Annotated in this window: 16 protein-coding genes; 13 read left to right on the plus strand and 3 right to left on the minus strand. The window is 65.4% G+C overall.

Annotation, left to right across the window (positions count from 1 at the left end; all coding sequences use genetic code 11):
- The first annotated feature begins 41 nt into the window (after window positions 1-41).
- On the plus strand, window positions 42-1,601 hold the full coding sequence (locus H582_RS0106350; protein ID WP_028597872.1) for a methyl-accepting chemotaxis protein: 1,560 nt from the start codon (window positions 42-44) through the stop codon (window positions 1,599-1,601).
- Between the two features lie 524 nt (window positions 1,602-2,125).
- On the opposite strand, the gene H582_RS0106355 is transcribed toward H582_RS0106350, so the two are convergent.
- Complete coding sequence (locus H582_RS0106355; protein WP_028597873.1) at window positions 2,126-3,715, minus strand: catalase; 1,590 nt, start codon at window positions 3,713-3,715, stop codon at window positions 2,126-2,128.
- Between the two features lie 170 nt (window positions 3,716-3,885).
- Here H582_RS0106355 and H582_RS0106360 point away from each other — a divergent pair, with 170 nt between their 5' ends.
- The gene (locus H582_RS0106360; protein ID WP_052333015.1) at window positions 3,886-5,247 is read left to right on the plus strand and encodes a sodium-dependent transporter; all 1,362 of its coding nucleotides are present in this window, start codon (window positions 3,886-3,888) and stop codon (window positions 5,245-5,247) included.
- A gap of 123 nt (window positions 5,248-5,370) precedes the next feature.
- Here H582_RS0106360 and H582_RS0106365 read toward each other — a convergent pair whose 3' ends face one another.
- Window positions 5,371-6,540: an ROK family transcriptional regulator gene (locus H582_RS0106365; protein ID WP_028597875.1), complete on the minus strand. Its 1,170-nt coding sequence runs from the start codon at window positions 6,538-6,540 to the stop codon at window positions 5,371-5,373.
- Window positions 6,541-6,735: 195 nt separating this feature from the next.
- On the opposite strand from H582_RS0106365, the gene xylA reads away from it, so the two are divergent.
- The 3 genes from xylA (at window position 6,736) to H582_RS29850 (ending at window position 10,793) form a co-directional block, all read left to right on the plus strand.
- Window positions 6,736-8,049: a xylose isomerase gene (gene xylA / locus H582_RS0106370; RefSeq protein WP_028597876.1), complete on the plus strand. Its 1,314-nt coding sequence runs from the start codon at window positions 6,736-6,738 to the stop codon at window positions 8,047-8,049.
- A complete protein-coding gene (xylB, locus tag H582_RS0106375; protein ID WP_028597877.1) occupies window positions 8,042-9,556 on the plus strand; it encodes a xylulokinase in 1,515 nt (504 codons plus the stop codon). The genes xylA and xylB overlap by 8 nt, the downstream gene beginning before the upstream one ends.
- An 829-nt stretch (window positions 9,557-10,385) precedes the next feature.
- On the plus strand, window positions 10,386-10,793 hold the full coding sequence (locus H582_RS29850; protein WP_052333016.1) for a hypothetical protein: 408 nt from the start codon (window positions 10,386-10,388) through the stop codon (window positions 10,791-10,793).
- Window positions 10,794-10,878: 85 nt separating this feature from the next.
- On the opposite strand, the gene H582_RS0106390 is transcribed toward H582_RS29850, so the two are convergent.
- A complete protein-coding gene (locus H582_RS0106390) occupies window positions 10,879-12,189 on the minus strand; it encodes a BaiN/RdsA family NAD(P)/FAD-dependent oxidoreductase (RefSeq protein WP_028597878.1) in 1,311 nt (436 codons plus the stop codon).
- An 83-nt stretch (window positions 12,190-12,272) separates the two neighbouring features.
- On the opposite strand from H582_RS0106390, the gene H582_RS26260 reads away from it, so the two are divergent.
- The 8 genes from H582_RS26260 (at window position 12,273) to H582_RS0106435 (ending at window position 18,485) form a co-directional block, all read left to right on the plus strand.
- Entirely contained in the window at window positions 12,273-13,310 is a 1,038-nt protein-coding gene (locus tag H582_RS26260) for an alpha/beta hydrolase (RefSeq protein ID WP_052333017.1), read from the plus strand.
- Window positions 13,311-13,385: 75 nt separating this feature from the next.
- Window positions 13,386-15,083, plus strand: coding sequence for a two-component system sensor histidine kinase NtrB (locus H582_RS26265; protein WP_052333018.1), 1,698 nt, complete (start codon window positions 13,386-13,388; stop codon window positions 15,081-15,083).
- A 99-nt stretch (window positions 15,084-15,182) separates the two neighbouring features.
- Window positions 15,183-15,311 (plus strand): hypothetical protein, encoded by a 129-nt coding sequence (locus H582_RS33100; protein WP_255309712.1) that lies wholly within the window; start codon window positions 15,183-15,185, stop codon window positions 15,309-15,311.
- Window positions 15,311-15,646 (plus strand): DUF3905 domain-containing protein, encoded by a 336-nt coding sequence (locus H582_RS26270; RefSeq protein WP_043111004.1) that lies wholly within the window; start codon window positions 15,311-15,313, stop codon window positions 15,644-15,646. The genes H582_RS33100 and H582_RS26270 overlap by 1 nt, the downstream gene beginning before the upstream one ends.
- A 166-nt stretch (window positions 15,647-15,812) precedes the next feature.
- Entirely contained in the window at window positions 15,813-16,247 is a 435-nt protein-coding gene (locus H582_RS0106415; RefSeq protein ID WP_028597879.1) for a BrxA/BrxB family bacilliredoxin, read from the plus strand.
- Between the two features lie 34 nt (window positions 16,248-16,281).
- A complete protein-coding gene (gene nadE / locus H582_RS0106420; RefSeq protein ID WP_028597880.1) occupies window positions 16,282-17,091 on the plus strand; it encodes an ammonia-dependent NAD(+) synthetase in 810 nt (269 codons plus the stop codon).
- A 10-nt stretch (window positions 17,092-17,101) separates the two neighbouring features.
- Window positions 17,102-17,488 (plus strand): holo-ACP synthase, encoded by a 387-nt coding sequence (gene acpS / locus H582_RS0106425; RefSeq protein WP_028597881.1) that lies wholly within the window; start codon window positions 17,102-17,104, stop codon window positions 17,486-17,488.
- A gap of 205 nt (window positions 17,489-17,693) precedes the next feature.
- Window positions 17,694-18,485, plus strand: coding sequence for a helix-turn-helix transcriptional regulator (locus tag H582_RS0106435; RefSeq protein WP_084136739.1), 792 nt, complete (start codon window positions 17,694-17,696; stop codon window positions 18,483-18,485).
- Window positions 18,486-18,615 lie beyond the last annotated feature (130 nt).

Genomic DNA, 18,615 nt, shown 5'->3' on the forward strand with positions numbered 1-18,615 from the left:
ACGAAAGTGCAATCGACTATCGACAAAAGCGAGGGCTCATCATGGCTTCAACACCATCCGGCATCAACCGTCAAAACCAGTCTCCCTTAATCGGCAAGCTGTTCCAGCGAGGAGCGGGGCAAGCGGCCGGCGAGGCCGACCACGCCTACCTGGAGCTGCGCAAGCGAAACCAGACGGTGCTGGCCATCGTCAGCTCGAACGTCCTGCTGCTGGGCGCAATGATGATCGCCTTCAGCTCGACCTTGGAGTTCACCCTCAAGATGCTGCTGCCTACGGCCGTCGGCATGGCGCTGCTCTGGGGGGCGCATGCGCTGCGCGTGCTGGAGAGGGCGATCCCGATCGCCGTGCTCATGCTGGTCGGCTACTTGGCGGCGACGGGCATCCAGGACAGTCCCGACGATCCGCTGAACGCGCTGAGCGCCTTCTACCTGATGGCCATCGGCATCATGTACAACAGCCGGCTGTCGCTCGCCTACGGCACGCTGAGCGGGATATTCATCATTTTGTACAAATATCTGGCTTTCCCCGCGGCTGATTCGGCTGGCGAGTCCCATCTGGTCTACTTCCTGTTCTACTTCGTGCTGGCGGCGGTCACGATGATCGCCCAGTCGGAGATCGGCCGCTCGATCTTCCGGCGCGCGCTCGGCCTCCAGGAAGCGGCCCAGCAGCAGCTGCTCAAGGAGCAGGAGCGCGAGCGGATGACGCTTGAGACGGTCAAGACGTTGTCGGACAGCATGGGCCGCATCCGCGAGAACGGCCGCGAGAACGACGCCTCCTTCCAGGAAATGAACACCGCGTTCCAGGAGCTGACGTCCGGCGTCACGACCCAGGCCGAGACGATGGGAGAAATCTCCTCGCGGGTGAGCGAGTCGATGCACCAGATGGAGCGGATGATGGGCACGCTCGGCTCGATGGTCGGCCAGATCGAGGTGACGGGCGGCTCGTCCGCCGAGGGCGCGCGCATCGTCGGCGAGCTTAGCCGCACGATCGGCGAGTTCCGGGCAAGCATGGAGGAGCTGCAGGAGAGGTTCGACGGGCTGAACGAGACGATCCGGGGCATCCTGCCGTTCACGGCCTCGATCCAGGACATCGCCCGCCAAACGAACCTGCTGTCGCTCAACGCCAGCATCGAGGCGGCGCGCGCCGGCGAGCATGGAGCGGGCTTCGGCGTCGTGGCGGCCGAGATCCGCAAGCTGGCGATGACGGCCGGCGATACGGCCGACCGGATGACCGGCAGCCTCGAGGAGGCCGCCGTCCGTACGGAGCAGTCTCGCGAGGCGATGCGCGAGAACGTGCTGCGCATGGAGGAGAGCCTCGGCCATGTGGAGGCGACCAGCGCCGCGTTCGACGGCATCCGCCAGTCCGTCGAGTCGCTGCAGTCGGATGCGGCGCGGATCGGCGTGGAGATGGACGCGGTCAGCGCCTCGAGCGGAGATGTCGAGGAGCGGGTGAGCGACTTCGCCGCGGTCGTGCAGCAGTCGTCGGCGACGCTCGAGGAGCTGCTGGCTACGGTCGAGACGCTCGTCCGCCAAAACACGCAGCTGCAGTCGAGGATCGAAGAGTCCGAGGCGGCGCTTCGCCAGCTGTCGGCAGCAGGCTGACGCCTGGTGCCGTCCGCTGCCGGGCATGTCGAGCCGGCAGCGTCGATTCCATGAACGCGACAGAGGGTGTCCCGAAAGCCTTGGCTTAGGGACACCCTCTTTATAAATGGGTTAAACACAAAAAAATCTTCCTCTGGCAAGATGCAGGCATCACCCCGTCATCGGCCAAAGAGGAAGATTTTTTGTGCATCCAATCGGCCGGCGCGGGCCATCCAAGGTCCAAATGTGCCTTGGATCCGGCCCGCCGGCCGGGAACCGGACCAACCAAGGCAGAAATATGCCTTGGATCCGGCCCGCCGGCCGGGAACCGGGCCAACCAAGGCAGAAATATGCCTTGGATCCGGCCCGCCGGCCGGGAACCGGACCAACCAAGGCAGAAATGTGCCTTGGATCCGGCCCGCCGGCCGGGAACCGGACCAACCAAGGCAGAAATGTGCCTTGGATTCGGCCCGCCGGCCGGGAACCGGACTTTTTTTGCGATCGGGATGGGAATCTGCGGCTCTCCCGGCTCCCCGGCTAAACAATCAATAGCCGTCGGTGCGGTGGCCGGAACGGTCGGCCAGCTCCTGGCCCTGGCGCATCGACTCGTTGCCGAGATGCTCCGGCGCCGCCGCTTCGGCGCGGGCGAGCGCCTCGGCGACGCGCTTGCCGTAGTCGGCGTCGGCTTCCTTGAAGTAGCCGATCATCTTGTCGCGGACGACCGGACGGCACATCTTGAGCGCATCGACGAGGTTTTTGACCAGCTCGTCCCGCTCCCACGGCTCGAACTTGCGATACGTATCCCCCGCCTGGCCGAAATCGTTCGTCCGTCCGATCTTCTCGCGCACGAGCCTCGCATCGTACGCCGGCTCGTGCTCGGCGCCGGACGGACGGGCTTCCGTCAGCCCGCCCAGGCTGGACGGCTCGTAGTTGACATGCGGGTTCTGCCCGGGCGCGAGGTCGACTTTGTATTCCATTTGGCCGTCGCGCTGGTTCGTGGCGACCGGAGCCTTCGGCGCGTTGATCGGCAGCTGCAGGTAGTTCGTGCCGACGCGGTAGCGCTGCGTGTCCGAGTAGGAGAAGGTGCGGCCCTGCAGCAGCTTGTCGTCGGAGAAGTCCAGGCCGTCGACGAGCACGCCGGTGCCGAACGCCGCCTGCTCAACCTCGGCGAAGTAGTTTTCCGGATTGCGGTTCAGCGTCATCTTGCCGACCGGCAGGAACGGGAACTTTTCCTGCGGCCACAGCTTCGTCGGGTCGAGCGGATCGAAGTCGAGCTCGGGATGCTCGTCGTCCTCGAGAATCTGCACGTTCAGCTCCCACTCCGGATAGTCGCCGCGGTCGATCGCCTCGTACAGGTCCTGCGTCGCATGGCTCGTATTTTTCGCCTGGATCGCCTCGGCCTCGTCCTGCGTCAGGTTTTTGATCCCCTGCTTCAGCGGCTCCCAGTGGTACTTCACGAGATGGCCGACGCCATCCTGGTTGACCCACTTGTACGTATTCACGCCCGAGCCCTGCATCTGCCGGTAGTTGGCCGGGATGCCCCAGGGGGAGAACAGGAACGTCACCATATGCGTCGCTTCCGGCGAGTTGGAGAGGAAGTCGAACATGCGCTCCGGATCGTTCAGGTTCGTCACCGGATCGGGCTTGAACGAATGCACCATGTCGGGGAACTTGAGCGGGTCGCGAATGAAAAAGATCTTGAGGTTGTTGCCGACGAGATCCCAGTTGCCGTCCTCGGTGTAGAACTTGACGGCAAAGCCGCGCGGATCGCGCAGCGTCTCCGGCGAATGTCCGCCGTGCACGACCGTGGAGAAGCGGACGAATACCGGCGTCTGCTTGCCTTTTTCCTGGAACAGCTTGGCCCGCGTGTACTTGGAGACCGGCTCGCTGCCGACAGTGCCGTAGGCCTCGAAGACGCCGTAGGCGCCTGCTCCGCGCGCATGCACGACGCGCTCCGGCACGCGCTCGCGGTCGAAATGCGAGATCTTTTCGATGAAATGGTAGTTCTCCAAGGTCGACGGACCGCGGTCTCCGACCGTGCGGATGTTCTGGTTGTCCGTAATCGGGTGGCCCTGCCGGTTCGTCAGCGTCCGATCGGCTTCGCTGCCCTGCTTGTTCGGGTCCAAATGGCCCACATCCTTTCTTTGCCTGTTTGCTCCCGGTTTATTTTGGCAAAGAAAGGTTAATTTATGCGAGCGGGATCAAAATGGCGGCTGGCTCGATTTGGTGTGGACATGCCATGCGTTTTTCGATAAATTTGTATTCTGTATTTTGTATTTTACTTAGCGAACGGTCGGAGGACATCATGATGGACAAACAACCAAAGGAAACCGCTTTGGGACAAAGCAAAAAAGCCGAGCGCTTCACGTCGTCCGGCTTCATCCTGGCGGCGATCGGTAGCTCGGTCGGGCTCGGAAACATGTGGAAATTCCCGTATATTACAGGCTTGTATGGGGGAGCGGCGTTTTTCCTGCTGTTCATCGTCTGCCTGATCCTCGTCGGGCTGCCGGTGCTGCTCGCCGAGATGACGATCGGCCGGGGCGGACGCGGCAACGCCGCCAGCTCCTTTTACAACCTGACCGGCAACAAGCAGTGGAAATGGTTCGGCTTCATGTCCGTCGTGACGGCGTTCCTGATCATCTCCTACTATGGCGTCGTCGCCGGCTGGACGCTCCAGTACACGGTCGACTCCGTCATCGGCTCGCTCGGCAAGGGCACGAACTTCGACCAGCACTTCATCGACTTCGCGGCAGGCGGCTGGCCTGTGTTCTGGCAGCTCGTCGTCATGATCGTCTGCGGCATCATCGTTGGCAAGGGCATCTCGGGCGGGATCGAGAAGTTCAACAAGATCCTCATCCCCGGCTTCCTGATCATCCTGCTCGTGCTGATGGTCCGCGCGCTGACGCTGCCGGGAGCGGCGGAGGGCGTCGACTTCTTCCTGAAGCCCGACTTCTCCGTGCTGACCGGCGAGTCGGCGCTGATCGCGCTCGGCCATGCGTTCTTCTCGCTGTCGCTCGGCATGGGCTGCATGCTCACCTACGGCTCCTACGTGCAAAAGGAGCAGTCGCTCGGCAAGGCGACCGTCGCGATCGGCGTCGGCGACCTCGGCTACGCGCTGATCGCGGGCCTGATCATCTTCCCGACGATCTTCTCCTACGGCATCGAGCCGCAGAAAGGCGTAGGCTTGGCCTTCATGGCGCTGCCCGCCTCGTTCTCGCAGATGCCGCTCGGCTCGTTGTTCGGCGGCCTGTTCTTCCTGCTGCTGGCGATCGCGGCGCTCACCTCGGCCGTCTCGATCCTCGAGGTGCCGGTCGCCTATGCGATGCACTATTGGAAATGGTCGCGCCGCAAGGCGGCGGCGATCATCGCCGCGGTCAGCTTCCTGCTCGGCGTTCCCGCCGGGCTGTCCGTCGCCGGTCCGCTCAGCGGCTGGACGCCCTTCGGCAAGTCGATCTTCGACTGGTTCGACTTCACGACCGCCTATGTGCTCATGCCGCTCGGCGGACTCGCCGTGACGCTGTTCACCGGCTACGCATGGAAGCGCGCCGGCGAAGAAGCCGGCCTGACCGGCTTCTGGTACCGGGCCTGGATGTTCTGCCTGCGTTATGTCGCGCCGCTGCTCATCCTGGCGGTGCTCCTGTATTCGATCTTCGTCAAGCCGGTCTGAGCCGGTTCAAATGCCAAAAAGCGGCTTCGCTCCTGTCCGGTCCGGACAGGCGGCGAAGCCGCTTTATTTTCGGCTGCGGAGCGAAGAGGCGCCGCGGGCGGTGCCGCCGCTCGGGGAGCGCGTTTACGCCTCGCCGGCCTTGACGCGGGCGAGGAAGCCTTCCGCGGCTTGCCAGGCCGCTCCGCGCACGGCCGAGCCGTCGCCGAGCTCGGCGAAACGGACCCGCGCCTGGCGGCGGTGGAACGGCAGCGCGCGCGCCTGCACCTCGCGCTGCACGGCCGGCTCCAGCCAGCGGGCCGCCATGCTGAGGCGGCTGCCGATGAGCACGGCCTCGGGATTGAACACGTTGATGATCGTGGCGATGCCGATGCCGAGGTACGAGCCGATCTCGTCCCAGATGCGCAGCGCCTCGGAATGTCCCTGCTCGGCAAGCTGCACGAGCTCCTCGAGGCTGCCGCAGCCGATCGCGGCGGCGGACTCGAGCGCCGCCTGCTCGGAGGCGAAGCGCTCCCAGCAGCCGCGGTTGCCGCAGCGGCAGGCGGGACCGTCGAACTGGATGGACAGATGCCCGAGCTCGCCGGAGAAGCCGGACGCGCCGCGGTACAGCTGGCCGTCCAGCACGAGGCCGGTGCCGATGCCCATGCCCGCGCTCACATAGACGAGATGGCGGATGCCGGCGGCGGCTCCGAAGATGCGCTCGCCTTGGGCGCCGAAGTTGGCCTCGTTGTCGGCATGCACCGGCACGCCGAACCGCTCCTCCAGCCGGCGCGCGACCTCAGTCGGCTCCCAGTCCATATGCGGCGCGAGCAGCAGCGAGCCGGCGCCGTCGACGATGCCCGGCAGGCCGATGCCGATGCCGACGACGCCGTACGGCTGCGGAGGCTGCTTCGGCAGCAGCTCCTCGATGAAGCCGATCAGCTGCTCCATGACGCTGCGGCCGCCGGCGGCCTCCATCGGCCGCCGCAGCTCGGCCAGCACTTCGCCGCGCAGGTCGGCGCGCACGCCCATCAGATAGGTGGCGCCGACGTCGATGCCGATCGCGCAGCCGGCCGAGGCGCGGAACTCCAGCATGACGGGCTTGCGGCCGCCGCTTGAGGCGCCTTGGCCCGTCTCGGTCAGCAAGCCGCGGTCGAGCAGGTCCTGCACGAGCGACGATACGGTCGCCTTGTTGAGGCCGGTGCCGGCCGAGATCGCGGCGCGCGAGAGCGGCTCGCCCTTCAGCACGGCGTCGAGCGCGATGCCGGTATTGATGCGGCGGATGAGGGCGGGATCGCCGGTCGTCGTTGATTTCATTGCGGTCTCCTTCGGGTCGAAGCGGCTGCAGCCGCTTTTCGTTCTGCACACTACGATACCATGTCCTCGAAAGCATAACATAAAAAACTTGGTTTGTTTAGTAGACAAACGAAGTTAAGGGATGGTACTCTACGGATAGAACTCAGCATAACAGCGTTTACATTCTATCCACTTATTTTAGGGAGGCTATCATTCATGGCTTACTTCAACGGCATCAACCGCATTCAGTTCGAGGGCCGCGACACCGACAATCCGCTCGCGTTCCGCCACTACGATCCGAAGCAGGTCGTGCTCGGCAAGACGATGGAGGAGCATCTGCGCTTCGCCGCCGCTTACTGGCATACGTTCACGGCCGACGGCTCCGACCCGTTCGGCAAGGGCACGGCGGTGCGTCCGTGGGACCGCTTCAGCGGCATGGATCTGGCCAAGGCCCGTGTCGAGGCGAACTTCGAGTTCCTCGAGAAGCTCGATCTGCCGTTCTTCTGCTTCCATGACCGCGACATCGCTCCGGAAGGCGACACGCTGCAGGAAACGAACCGCAACCTCGACGAGATCGTCGCCCTGCTCAAGGACGGCATGAAGACGAGCGGCCGCCGCCTGCTGTGGAATACGGCCAACATGTTCTCGAACCCGCGCTTCACGCACGGAGCCGGAACCGCTCCGAGCGCGGACGTGTTCGCCTACGCCGCCGCCCAGGTCAAGAAAGGGCTCGAGGTCGGCAAGGAGCTCGGCGCCGAGAACTATGTGTTCTGGGGCGGCCGCGAGGGCTACGAGACGCTGCTGAACACCGACATGGGCTTCGAGCTCGACAACCTGGCCCGCCTGTACAAGATGGCGATCGACTATGCCCGCGAGATCGGCTTCGACGCGCAGTTCCTGATCGAGCCGAAGCCGAAGGAGCCGTCCAAGCATCAGTATGACTTCGATGCGGCGACGACGCTGGCATTCCTGCAAAAATACGGCCTGCAGGACCACTTCAAGCTGAACCTCGAAGCGAACCATGCGACGCTCGCCGGCCATACGTTCGAGCATGAGATCCGCGTCGCCGCGATCAACGGCGCGCTCGGCTCGCTGGACGCCAACCAGGGGGACCTGCTGCTCGGCTGGGATACCGACGAGTTCCCGACCGACCTGTATGCGACGACGCTTACGATGTACGAGGTGCTCAAGGCCGGCGGCCTCGGCCGCGGCGGCGTCAACTTCGACGCCAAGGTGCGCCGCGGCTCCTACGAGCTGGATGACCTGTTCCTCGGCCATATCGCCGGCATGGACAGCTTCGCCTGGGGCCTGAAGGCGGCCGCCAAGCTGATCGAGGACCGCGTCATCGACGGCATCGTCGAGGAGCGCTACGCCACGTTCAAGCAAGGCATCGGCGCCGACATCGTCAGCGGCAAGGCGACGCTCGCCTCGCTGGAGCAGTACGCGCTGCAGAACAATCCGATGAACAACCGCTCGGGCCGCCTGGAGCAGATCAAGGCGAAGCTCAACGAAGTGATCTACCGTGTCTGAGTTCGTCGTCGGCATCGACCTCGGCACGAGCGCGGTCAAGGCGCTGCTGGTCGGCAAGGACGGCCGCATCGCCGCCGAGGCTTCGCGCGAGTATCCGCTCTCGAGCCCGCGACCGGGCTGGAGCGAGCAGCGTCCGGAGGATTGGGTCGAGGCGACGCTGTCCGCTCTCGGCGAGCTGTCCGCCGCTCCCGGCCTGCCGCAGGGCTGGACGGTCGAGGGGATCAGCTTTTCCGGGCAGATGCACGGGCTCGTGCTGCTCGGCGACGAGCTGCAGCCGCTGCGTCCGGCGATTCTCTGGAACGATACCCGCACGACGGCCGAGTGCCGCGAGATCGAGCGCGCGCTCGGAACGCGGCTGCTCGACATCACCCGCAATCCGGCGCTCGAGGGCTTCACGCTGCCGAAGCTGCTGTGGGTGCGCAAGCATGAGCCGGAGACGTTCGCTCAGGGGCGCGTCTTCGTCCTGCCCAAGGACTATGTGCGGCTGCGCTTGACCGGCGAGCTGCATATGGATCTGTCCGACGCTGCCGGCACGCTGCTGCTCGACGTGCCGAACCAGCGCTGGAGCCCGGAAGTGCTCGCGGCGCTGGATCTCGGCGCGGAGCTGTGCCCGCCGCTCGTCGAGTCGACCGCGCAGACCGGCACGCTGCTGCCGGAGCTGGCGGAGCGCACGGGCCTCGCCGGTCCGCTGCGCGTCTATGCCGGCGGGGCGGACAATGCCTGCGGCGCGATCGGCGCCGGCATCCTGCAGGAGGGCGAGGCGCTGTGCAGCATCGGCACCTCGGGCGTGCTGCTCTCCTATGAGGGCGAGCAGGACCGCGATTATGGCGGCCGCGTCCATTTCTTCAACCACGGCGTGCCGGGCGCGTTCTACTCGATGGGCGTCACGCTTGGCGCAGGCTACTCGATGAGCTGGTTCAAGCGGCTCATGGGCGGCCTGGACTACGCCGAGCTGCTTGCTGGGACGGGCGATCTGCCGCCCGGCTCCGGCGGGCTGCTGTTCGCGCCGTATCTGGCGGGCGAGCGCACGCCGTATGCGGACGCCGACATCCGCGGCAGCTTCATCGGGCTCGACGGCGGCCATCGCCGCGAGCATCTGGCGCGGGCCGTCATGGAGGGCATCACGTTCTCGCTGAACGACACGCTGACGATCTACCGCGAGGCGGGACGCGACATCCGCTCGATCGTCTCGATCGGCGGAGGCGCGAAAAATCCCGACTGGCTGCAGATCCAGGCGGATCTGTTCGGCCTGCCGGTGACGGCGCTCGAGAACGAGCAAGGCCCCGGCCTCGGGGCGGCGATGCTGGCTGCGGCCGGCTGCGGCTGGTTCCCGGACCTGGCGTCCTGCGCGGCGGCATTCGTGCGGCGCGGCCGCACGTACGAGCCGCAGCCGGAGGCGGCGGCCGCGTACCGCGAGCTTTATCCGCTGTACCGGCAGGTGTACGAGGCGACGCGCTCGCTCAGCGCCGGCCTCGGCCGGTTCCGCGAGGGTCTGGCGCAGGGCTAGATCGTTGTCGGCGGCGGCTGGCCGCGGCTGGTGGATCTGCGGGCTGGCCGGGGCTGGCCGGCGGAGCTGCGCGATGGCCGCAGTTGGCCGGCGGAGCGTCGTATGCTGGCGCAGCGGCGTGCTGCTGCCTCGGTCGATTTGGATGAATGAACAAGCGGGAAGAAGACGGAAACCCTCCGTCTTCTTCCCGCTTTTTTGATGTCAGGGGGCGGCGGTCGGCAGCGGATCGAGGACCGAAATTGCCGCTCGTTCGGCGAATGATCGGTCAGCGGGCGGATCGAGGACCGGCAAGTCGGCGTCCGTGAAGGCTGCACCGGCGTGCGGTTCCGGACCGGGATAGGCTAACGATACAGAGGAGCGCTATTTTGCCTATAATCGTGCTTTCCTGCGGCTAACGATACGGAGAAACGCTATTTACTCAGTGAAGGAGCCAATACGCCTCATTTTGCGTCCATAGCGCTCGTGAGTATCGTTACATTTTCAAAATGCTCGGTTTTGGCCAGATAGCGTCGCGCAGTATCGTTAGTTCTCCAGCCATCCTCAACCGGGGCGAGTCAATGCCTGATGCCGCACCGACAGGTCAGGCGCTCGATGTCGGCGGCGGCGAAACAGCACCCAGCATCCTCGGCGCTACGCTGTTCCGCCGCTCCTCCGATCCGCTGCCCCTCGATTTGCCGCTCTTCTGACCTGCCGGTTCCATCGTTCCGCCGCTCCACCATTCAGCCGCTCCACCATTCAGCCGCTCATAAACTGGCGCGGGGATGGTTACCGTATGGAAGAACGGCCAAAAGCCGGTTCGATTCCGCTTCGAGCAGAGGAGACTAAAGCCATGACTGACCGCCGCTTGCTGTTCCGATTCCACGATGCGGAGTCCGCCTCCGTCGCGGCCGCTACGCTGCTGGAGCTCGGGTATGACGCCGCTGCGCAAGGCGCGCAGGAGGTCGGGCTGTCGCTGCGCGGCAGCGACCTGACGTCGGCGCTGGAGATCGCTTTCGCCCACGGGGGCGAGCTGGACGTGCAGGAGCAGGACGTCATTCCGATCCCGGCCCATCTCGTCAACGAGGATCTTGTCGCTTGGGAGGAGGGCTTCGGCTATGACGGCGCTTCGACCGGCATCTCGACCGGCGCCTCGGACGGAAGCGATCTGCGCAACCGCGACGAAGCGACCGAGGGAGAGTCGGCCTTCCCGGAGCAGGAAGGCTCGCTCAGCTATTTCTCGGGCGACGTGCACGGCTGAAGCGAAGCAAGCCATCGCCGCTAGCAAAAACGGGTCGAGGGCGCATCTGCGCCGCTCGACCCGTTCGTTTTTTAGCGGAGCGGAATCATTCCGATCGGCTCCGCTGCGCCTCGGCGCGGTCCTCCAACGCCTGGAGGGCGGCGCTCAGGCCGGCATGGCGGCCGGTCGTGAACGCAGACGTGATGTTGTAGCCTCCGGTGAAGCCGTGCAGGTCCAGCACCTCCCCGCAGAAATAAAGGCCGTGCACGAGCTTGGAGCCCATCGTTTTCGGATGGATCTCCTTCAGGTTGACGCCGCCGCCCGTGACGAACGCTTCCTCGATGGACAGCGTGCCGTTCACGAGGATGGGCAGCGCTTTGAGCAGCCGCGCGTAGTCCTGCAGCAGCGAGCGGTTCAGGTTGTCGTACGTGACGGCCGGGTCGATCCCGGAGCGCTCCAGCGAAAACTCCGCCATCCGCTCCTGCATGAGCGGCGGCAGCACGTTCTTGAACGCCTTGCGCGGCTCGGCCGCGGCGAGCGCCAGCAGCTCGCCGTACAGCTCGTCCGCCGAGCGGTCGGGGAACAGGTCGGCGGTGATCCGGACTTCCGGAGCGCCGCTTTTTTTGCGCTCCTTGACGACGAATTGGCTGCATCGCAGCGCGGCCGGGCCGGACAGGCCGAAGTGGGTGAAGATCATGTCGCCCTCCTGCTCGGTGAGGCGCTTGTCCTTGGCGCTCCACACCGTCAGGACGACGCCGCGGAGCGACAGCCCCTGCAGCCGGCGATCGCGGATGAAAGGCTCGGCCGACGTCAGCGGCACCTCGGTCGGATACAGCTCCGTCACCGAATGGCCAGCGGCCTCCGCCCAAGGGTAGGCGTCTCCGGTCGAGCCGGTGTGGGGCACCGACTTGCCGCCGGTCGCCACGACGACCGCCGCGGAGCGCAGCTCCTGTCCGTCGCTCAGCCGGACGCCGCGGATGCGTCCATCCGCGATGAGCAGCCCGGCGGCCTTTTCGTTCAATCGCGTCTCGACGCCGCTCGATCGCACGGAGGCGACGAGCGCGTCGACGACGGTCTTGGCCTTGTCCGACACGGGAAACATGCGCCCGCGGTCCTCTTCCTTGAGCCGGATGCCGAGCGCCTCGAAAAAGCCGATGATCTCGCGGCTGCCGAACTCCGACAGCGCGCTGTGCAGGAACTTGCCGTTGCCCGGGATGTACCGGATCAGCTCTTGCGGCTCCTTGTTGTTGGTGACGTTGCAGCGTCCGCCTCCGGATATGGCCAGCTTGCGTCCGAGCTTGCTGCCCTTGTCGAGCAGCAGCACGCGCGCTCCCTCGCGGCCTGCGGCCGCGGCGGCCATCAGGCCGGACGGCCCTCCTCCGATGATGATGACGTCGAATCTATCCTTGCTTGCCATTCTTGATGCTTCTCTCCTTTTGAGACAATAGGCTACAATCAGTGTATCAAATGCGGAAGCAAAGCGAAAAGGAGCGGATGGCGATGCGGGAGCTGGCGCTTGAGGCGGAGGATGGGGCGAGGCTGCATGGATGGAGCCTGGAGCCGCAGGCGGAGGATGAGGCGAAGCGGAGTGGATGGAGCCAGGAGCCGCAGGCGGAGGAGGAGAGCCGGCCGCCGGAGCGGCAGGAGACGGACAGGCGGGCGGCATCGCCCGGTCGCCAGGAGCCTTCGGACGGCTCCAGGGGAACCGGAAAAAATCCAAGCCGCGCCGAGCGGCCGGAGCCGTTTCTCGCAGCGCCGAAGGCATCGCCCAGCCGCGTCAAGCCGCGGGCGGCGGTCTGCCTCGTACACGGCATGGGCGAGCATAGCGGCCGCTACGCCGAGCTCGCGCAGGCTCTGGCGGAGGCGGGCATCGCCGTGCTCGCCTACGACCAGCGCGGCCATGGACGCTCTCCGGGACCGCGCGGGCACGCGGACAGCATGGAGCGGCTGACGGCCGACGCGGCGCGGGCGGTGGCCGAGGCGGCGCGCCTGTGGCCGGATGCGCCGCTGTTCCTGTACGGGCACAGCATGGGCGGAGCGGTCGCGCTCGCGGCCGCTCTCGAGCGCGAGCTGCCGCTCGCGGGCCTCATTTTGACGAGCCCCTGGCTCCGCCTCGCCTCGCCGCCATCGCGCGTCTCCGAAGCGGCGGCGTCCTGGATCGGCCGCTTCCGGCCGACCTTTGCCCTGCCGACCGGCATCAAGCAGCGGGACCTGTATCGCCCTGGAGTCCATACGGTGGCGGGCAGCGTCATGGATCGGCTCTGCCATACCCGGATCAGTGTCTCGATGTACCGGGCGGTGACGGCCGCCGGAAAGCGCGCGCTCTCCGACGCCGGCAGGCTGGCCGTGCCGGCGCTGCTGCTGCACGGCACCGAGGATCGGGTGACATCGCTGCGGGCGAGCGAGGAGCTGGCGGACGCGCTCGGTCCGCGCTGTACCTTCCGGCGCTGGGAGAGGGGCTACCACGAGCTGCATCATGACGAGCGCCGGGAGGAAGTGATCGAGACGGTCAAGATGTGGATTTATGCAAACTCTTGATTGTCAAAATTCCCCTCCTGTGCTTTAATCGGAGTTATGCAAGACGGCTCGCAAAGGGGGGAACCTTCTGCGTCAATGTGGGAAAAATTGATACTGCAGGCCTTCGTCTCCTTGTTGCCCGTATTCCTCTATCAGCTATGGATGTATCGGCTGAACCAGGGCCGCAGCTCGATTCCTTTCTTCACCATCGCTTACGGAGCCTCGCTCGCGGCTTGCGTCCTGCTCACCGAGACGACCCGCTTCGGCTTCGACTTGAACCTGTGGTACATTCCTTTCCTCATGGGCTCCCTGTACGGCGGGGTGCCGGGACTGGCGACGATGTCCACGATCTATGCGGCGCTGCGGCTGCCGCAGCTCGACGACGGCGGGGAGACGCTCGGCTTCGTCCTGTTCCTGCTGATCGCCGTGCCGGTGCTGCTGCTGACGATCCGGCCGTTCCAGCTCGCGCGGCTCAAGGAAAAGTACAAGATCCTGCTCTTGCTGCTGACGGTCGGGGGAGCTTATCACGCGTTTCTTTATGCCGGCTATATCCGGCAGTTCGAGCCGGATCGCCTCGCCTCGGCCGCAGGCGATATCGCCGTCATCGCGTTCATCAGCTACATCGCCGTATCGCTGACGCTGTATACGATCCACCAGGTCATCCAGCATTACCAGCTGCAGCATCAGCTGCGGCGGATGTCTTCCAATTATATGAACGAGGTCCACAAGCTCCAGCAGTTCATCGACCAGATGGCGATGGGCACGATGGGGACGGTGCTCGTGGACGCGGACGGCAGGATCTCGCATCTCAACGACGCGGCGATCCGCCTCAGCGGCCAGGCGCTGAAGGGCCGCAGCAAGCTGGAGTTCGCCGGCATGCCGTACGAACGGTTCTTCCGCAGCCAGGAGCCGTTCAAGCAGCTGTTCGACGAAGCGATGAAGGGCAGCATGTCTCCGTCGACGATACTCGTCGAGGGCGAGCGCTCCTACCTGACGACGGCGTTCCCGATCCGCAACCTGCAGGCCGGCATCGTGACGGGAGCGGCGATGGTCGTGCAGGACGTCACCGAGCTGACCCAGCTCAGGGACGAGCTCGGACGGATGGAAAGGCTGAGCCTTGTCGGCCAGATGGCCGCCAGCATCACGCATGAGATCCGCAATCCGATGGCCGTCATCCGCGGCTTCGTGCAGCTGATGCGCGAGCGCAGCCCGGACAGCCAGCAGGAGTATTTCCGCATCGTCATCGACGAGCTGGACCGGGCGAACGCCATCATCAACGACTTCCTCTCGCTGGCGCAGAACCGCGTTATCTCCAAGGAGCAGGGCTCTCTCCACGACATCGTCCAGGAGCTGCTGCCGCTGCTGTGGGCCGACGCCAACCTGCGCGGACAGTCGATCGAGCTGAGCCTCGCCGACGAGATTCCGACGCTTGAGCTCAACGGCAAGGAAATCAAGCAGCTCGTCCTCAATCTGGCCCGCAACGGCATGGAGGCGATGGGGGAAAAAGGCGTGCTGCGGATCGCGACCCGCTTCAGCGGCTCGGCCGTGGAGCTGTCGGTGGAGGATGACGGAGAAGGCATCCCGCCGGACAAGCTCGCCCGCCTGTTCGAGCCGTTCTATACGACCAAGGCGCGCGGAACGGGCCTCGGCCTGCCGCTTTGCCTGAGCATCGCGGAGCGCCACAACGGCCGCATCGACGTCGATTCGGAGCCGGGCCGGGGCACCGTGTTCAAGGTCGTCTTCGACAGTCCCGTCCGGGACGGGCTCCGCCTGCGCGGGCCGGACGCCGGCTAGCTCCGCTCCGGGGCATAGTCCGCTGCCGCGAACGGCATACTAGCCCCATAGCGGCAGCAAGCGGCCGCGTCTATAACCGACAGGAGCTGAACGCATACGATGGCCAATCCGAGCAACGACTCCAAGGAGCAGCAAAAGCAGGAGCAGCAGGCGGGGCGCAAAACAGCCGCGCCGGGATCGCCCGGCTACGACAAGAAGCTGGACGGACCGAACCGTCCCTCGATCTGATGGCGGACGATCCCCGTCTGGATCCGTTCGAGATCGACTTCCTGCCCCGCTTCCGCAGCGGCAGAGGGCCGCGGGAGCCGTTTGTGAACCGGTACGGGGTGAAGATCGGCGACCACGAATACGCCTCGCCGCAGTCGCCGCTCGAGCAGTGGTCGGAGGAGACCGATCCGGCTGTCATGGCCGGCGACGAGTGGGTGCATCCGTACAAGGACATCGGCTTCCAGACCGCGCAGAACCGCGCCTTGTTCGAGCAGGGCGAGGCGCCGGAGCCCGGTCCGCTCCAGCATCCCGAGCATTCGGCCGAAAGCGGCGTCAAGCCGCCGCAGGAGCCTTGAGCTTCGCCGCGCCGCCCGTTCCCGCGCAGGAATGAGGCGGCTTTTTTGGCGGCCGGCCGGACTGGCCGCCGCCGGCCGGCGCGGGCGGCGTTTCCCTGGCGCCGGCAATCGGGTATAATAGCGGGGATAATGCCAATTCCATTTCCCCGAAAGGTGTGGGTTTCAAATGTCGATGTCTTTTGAGCGATACATGTTTGATATGGTGCAGCCGATGAGGGACGAGCTGACGCGCCTCGGCATCCAAGAGCTGCGCACTCCGGAGGAGGTCGAGGAGAAGCTGCCGACGGCCAAGGGCACGGCGCTCGTCGTCGTCAACTCCGTCTGCGGCTGCGCCGCGGGACAATGCCGTCCAGGCGTCGCCGACGCGCTGGGCCATGACATCACGCCGGATCATCTGTACACGGTGTTCGCCGGCCAGGACAAGGAAGCGACGGCCAAAGCCCGCGAATACTTCGCGCCGTACCCGCCGTCCTCTCCTTCCATCGCGCTGATGAAGGACGGCGAGCTCGTGCACTTCATCGAGCGCCATCAGATCGAGAACCGCTCCGCGGCGGACATCTCGGCCGAGCTGACGAGCGCGTTCGACCGCTACTGCCGCTGATCGTCCCGCCGATTTTCGAAGGAGGAACAAAGCCATGAGCATGCAGCAGGAAATCATAGCCGCGCTCGGCGTCAAGCCGAGCATCGATCCGGAGCAGGAAATCCGCCGCAGGGTGGACTTCCTCAAGGAGTATGTCGTCGGCGCCGGCGCTTCGGGCCTGCTGATCGCGATCAGCGGCGGCATCGACAGCGCCGTGGCCGCCGGCCTGTGCAAGCGCGCGACGGACGAGCTGACGCAGGAGAAGGGCCGCGAGTACATGACGCTTGGCGTATTCCAGCCTTACGGCGAGCAGTCGGACATCGCGCACAGCTATGAGGTCGCCGAGGCGTTCGAGCTCAAGCACCGCGTCGAGACGAACATCGCCGAGGCGGTGGACGAGATCGCGCTCGAGGTCGAGCACGCCCTCAAGTCGATCGGCTTGTCCCGCCATGTGAACCGGGGCGTCAAGGGCAACATCAAGGCGCGCACGCGCATGGTGACCCAGTATGCGCTGGCCGGCGAGCTCAATCTGCTCGTCGTCGGCACGGACCACGCGTCCGAGGCGGTCACCGGCTTCTACACCAAATGGGGCGATGGAGCGGTCGACATCACTCCGCTCAGCACGCTCAACAAGCATCAGGTGCGCCAGCTGGCCGCCGCGCTCGGCGTGCCGCGGAGCGTCCAGGACAAGGCTCCGACGGCCGGCCTCTGGGAAGGCCAGACCGACGAGGGCGAGCTCGGCATCAAGTACGACGACAACAGCGCCTATCTGGAAGGCCGCGAGATTCCGGATGCCGCGCGCGAGCTGCTGGAGAAGCAGTACGTCAAGACGATGCACAAGCGCGCCCCGATCCCGGGCATCTGAGGCACGTCCGATGATCGCCGGCATCGGCCATGATCTATGCGACATCGGCCGCGTGGAGCGGATGCTCGCAGGCGAGGCCGGAGCGAAATTCCTCCGCCGCATTCTGACCGACGAGGAGCTGGAGCTTGCCGCCGGCCTTGCGGGGCGCAGGCTGGCGGAGTTCGCCGCCGGCCGCTTCGCCGCCAAGGAAGCGGCCGTCAAGGCGCTCGGCTGCGGCATCGGAGCGAGCGCCGGCTTCCGCGACGTCTCGATCCTGCGCGCGCCGTCGGGCAAGCCGGTCTGCCGGCTCTCCGCCCGCTCCGCGGCCGCCCTCGGGCTCGGCCCTTCGGCGGCGCTGCATGTCAGCATCACGCATGAGCGGCAGCTCGCTTCGGCTGTTGTCGTTCTGGAGACCTAATGAATACCTTCGATCCCTTGACCCTGGACGCTTCGGCGCCCAGGGTTTTTTCGTATCATTTGAACCAATTTAAGGCAATTAAATTAAAATTTATGGGATTCGACAGTTTTTTCATCGCCAACTTGCTAGGATTCATTTAATCCGATGCGAAAAAGGGGGAACTCTGCAGCACGGGGAAGATCTGACACCGACAGAGGAGGCAGCGATGAGGAGAAGGGAAGCAGGAATACGCGCGATACGCAAGCCGCTCAAGCCCTGGTGCACCGTCGACGACTTCGACAGGAACCCGGCGGACAAGCAGGAACGGGAGAGGCCCGGAGAACAGAAGGAAAAGACGGATTTGGGCCCGCATGCCAAGCATGCGGAGGCAATCCGGAAGCTGGCCGGAGAGATCGAGAAGCTGACGCTCGTCAAGCCGCATCTGTTCCTCTATGCGGATGAAGCGGGCGTCGTGCGCCATATCCAAGGCGAAAGCCGGCTGACGTCCCGGCTGGGGGAGGCCGGACTGCGCGCCGGGGCCAGCCTGGCGCGGGAGCAGGCGGGCCGCAATGCGGTAGCGCTGGCTATGGCGACCGGCCGGCTGTCCGTCGTCGAAGGGCTGGAGCATGACAAGCGGGCCTTCGGGGCGTTGTCCTGGATCTGCTCGCCGCTGCGGCGGGAGGCTCGGACCAGCGGATACGTGGCGCTCGGCAGCCCGCCGAGCGGCGAGCTTGCGTTCCGCGTGCCGCTGCTGCAGCAGCTGGCGCGCTCCGTAGAGGGGCGGACGGAGCGTGCGGCGTCCGATCCGGACACGGTCCAAAAGCGGCTGGAGGAGCATCGGCTGACCTTCCGCGAAATGCAGGTCGCCGGCGACTGGCTGGAGGGGCTGACCGTGGAGGAGATCGCGGATCGGCTCGGCATTGCCGAGCAGACGGTGCGGACGTTCATCAAAAAAATATATGCAAAGACCGGCGTGAACCATAAAGGGGAGTTCTTCATCCGGTTTTTGAAGCGATAGGCTCTTGCCCCGCCTGGAAGCGCGGGCAATCGGCTCCTACAATACCCAATTTAGGGCATATGACGATGCGGCCGTTTTGACTATGATGGACGCAGTTTCCCCATCCTTTTACATCAGCAGGCAAGAGCCG

The sequence above is a fragment of the Paenibacillus pasadenensis DSM 19293 genome (assembly GCF_000422485.1).
In the GTDB taxonomy this organism is placed as follows: domain Bacteria; phylum Bacillota; class Bacilli; order Paenibacillales; family Paenibacillaceae; genus Paenibacillus_O; species Paenibacillus_O pasadenensis.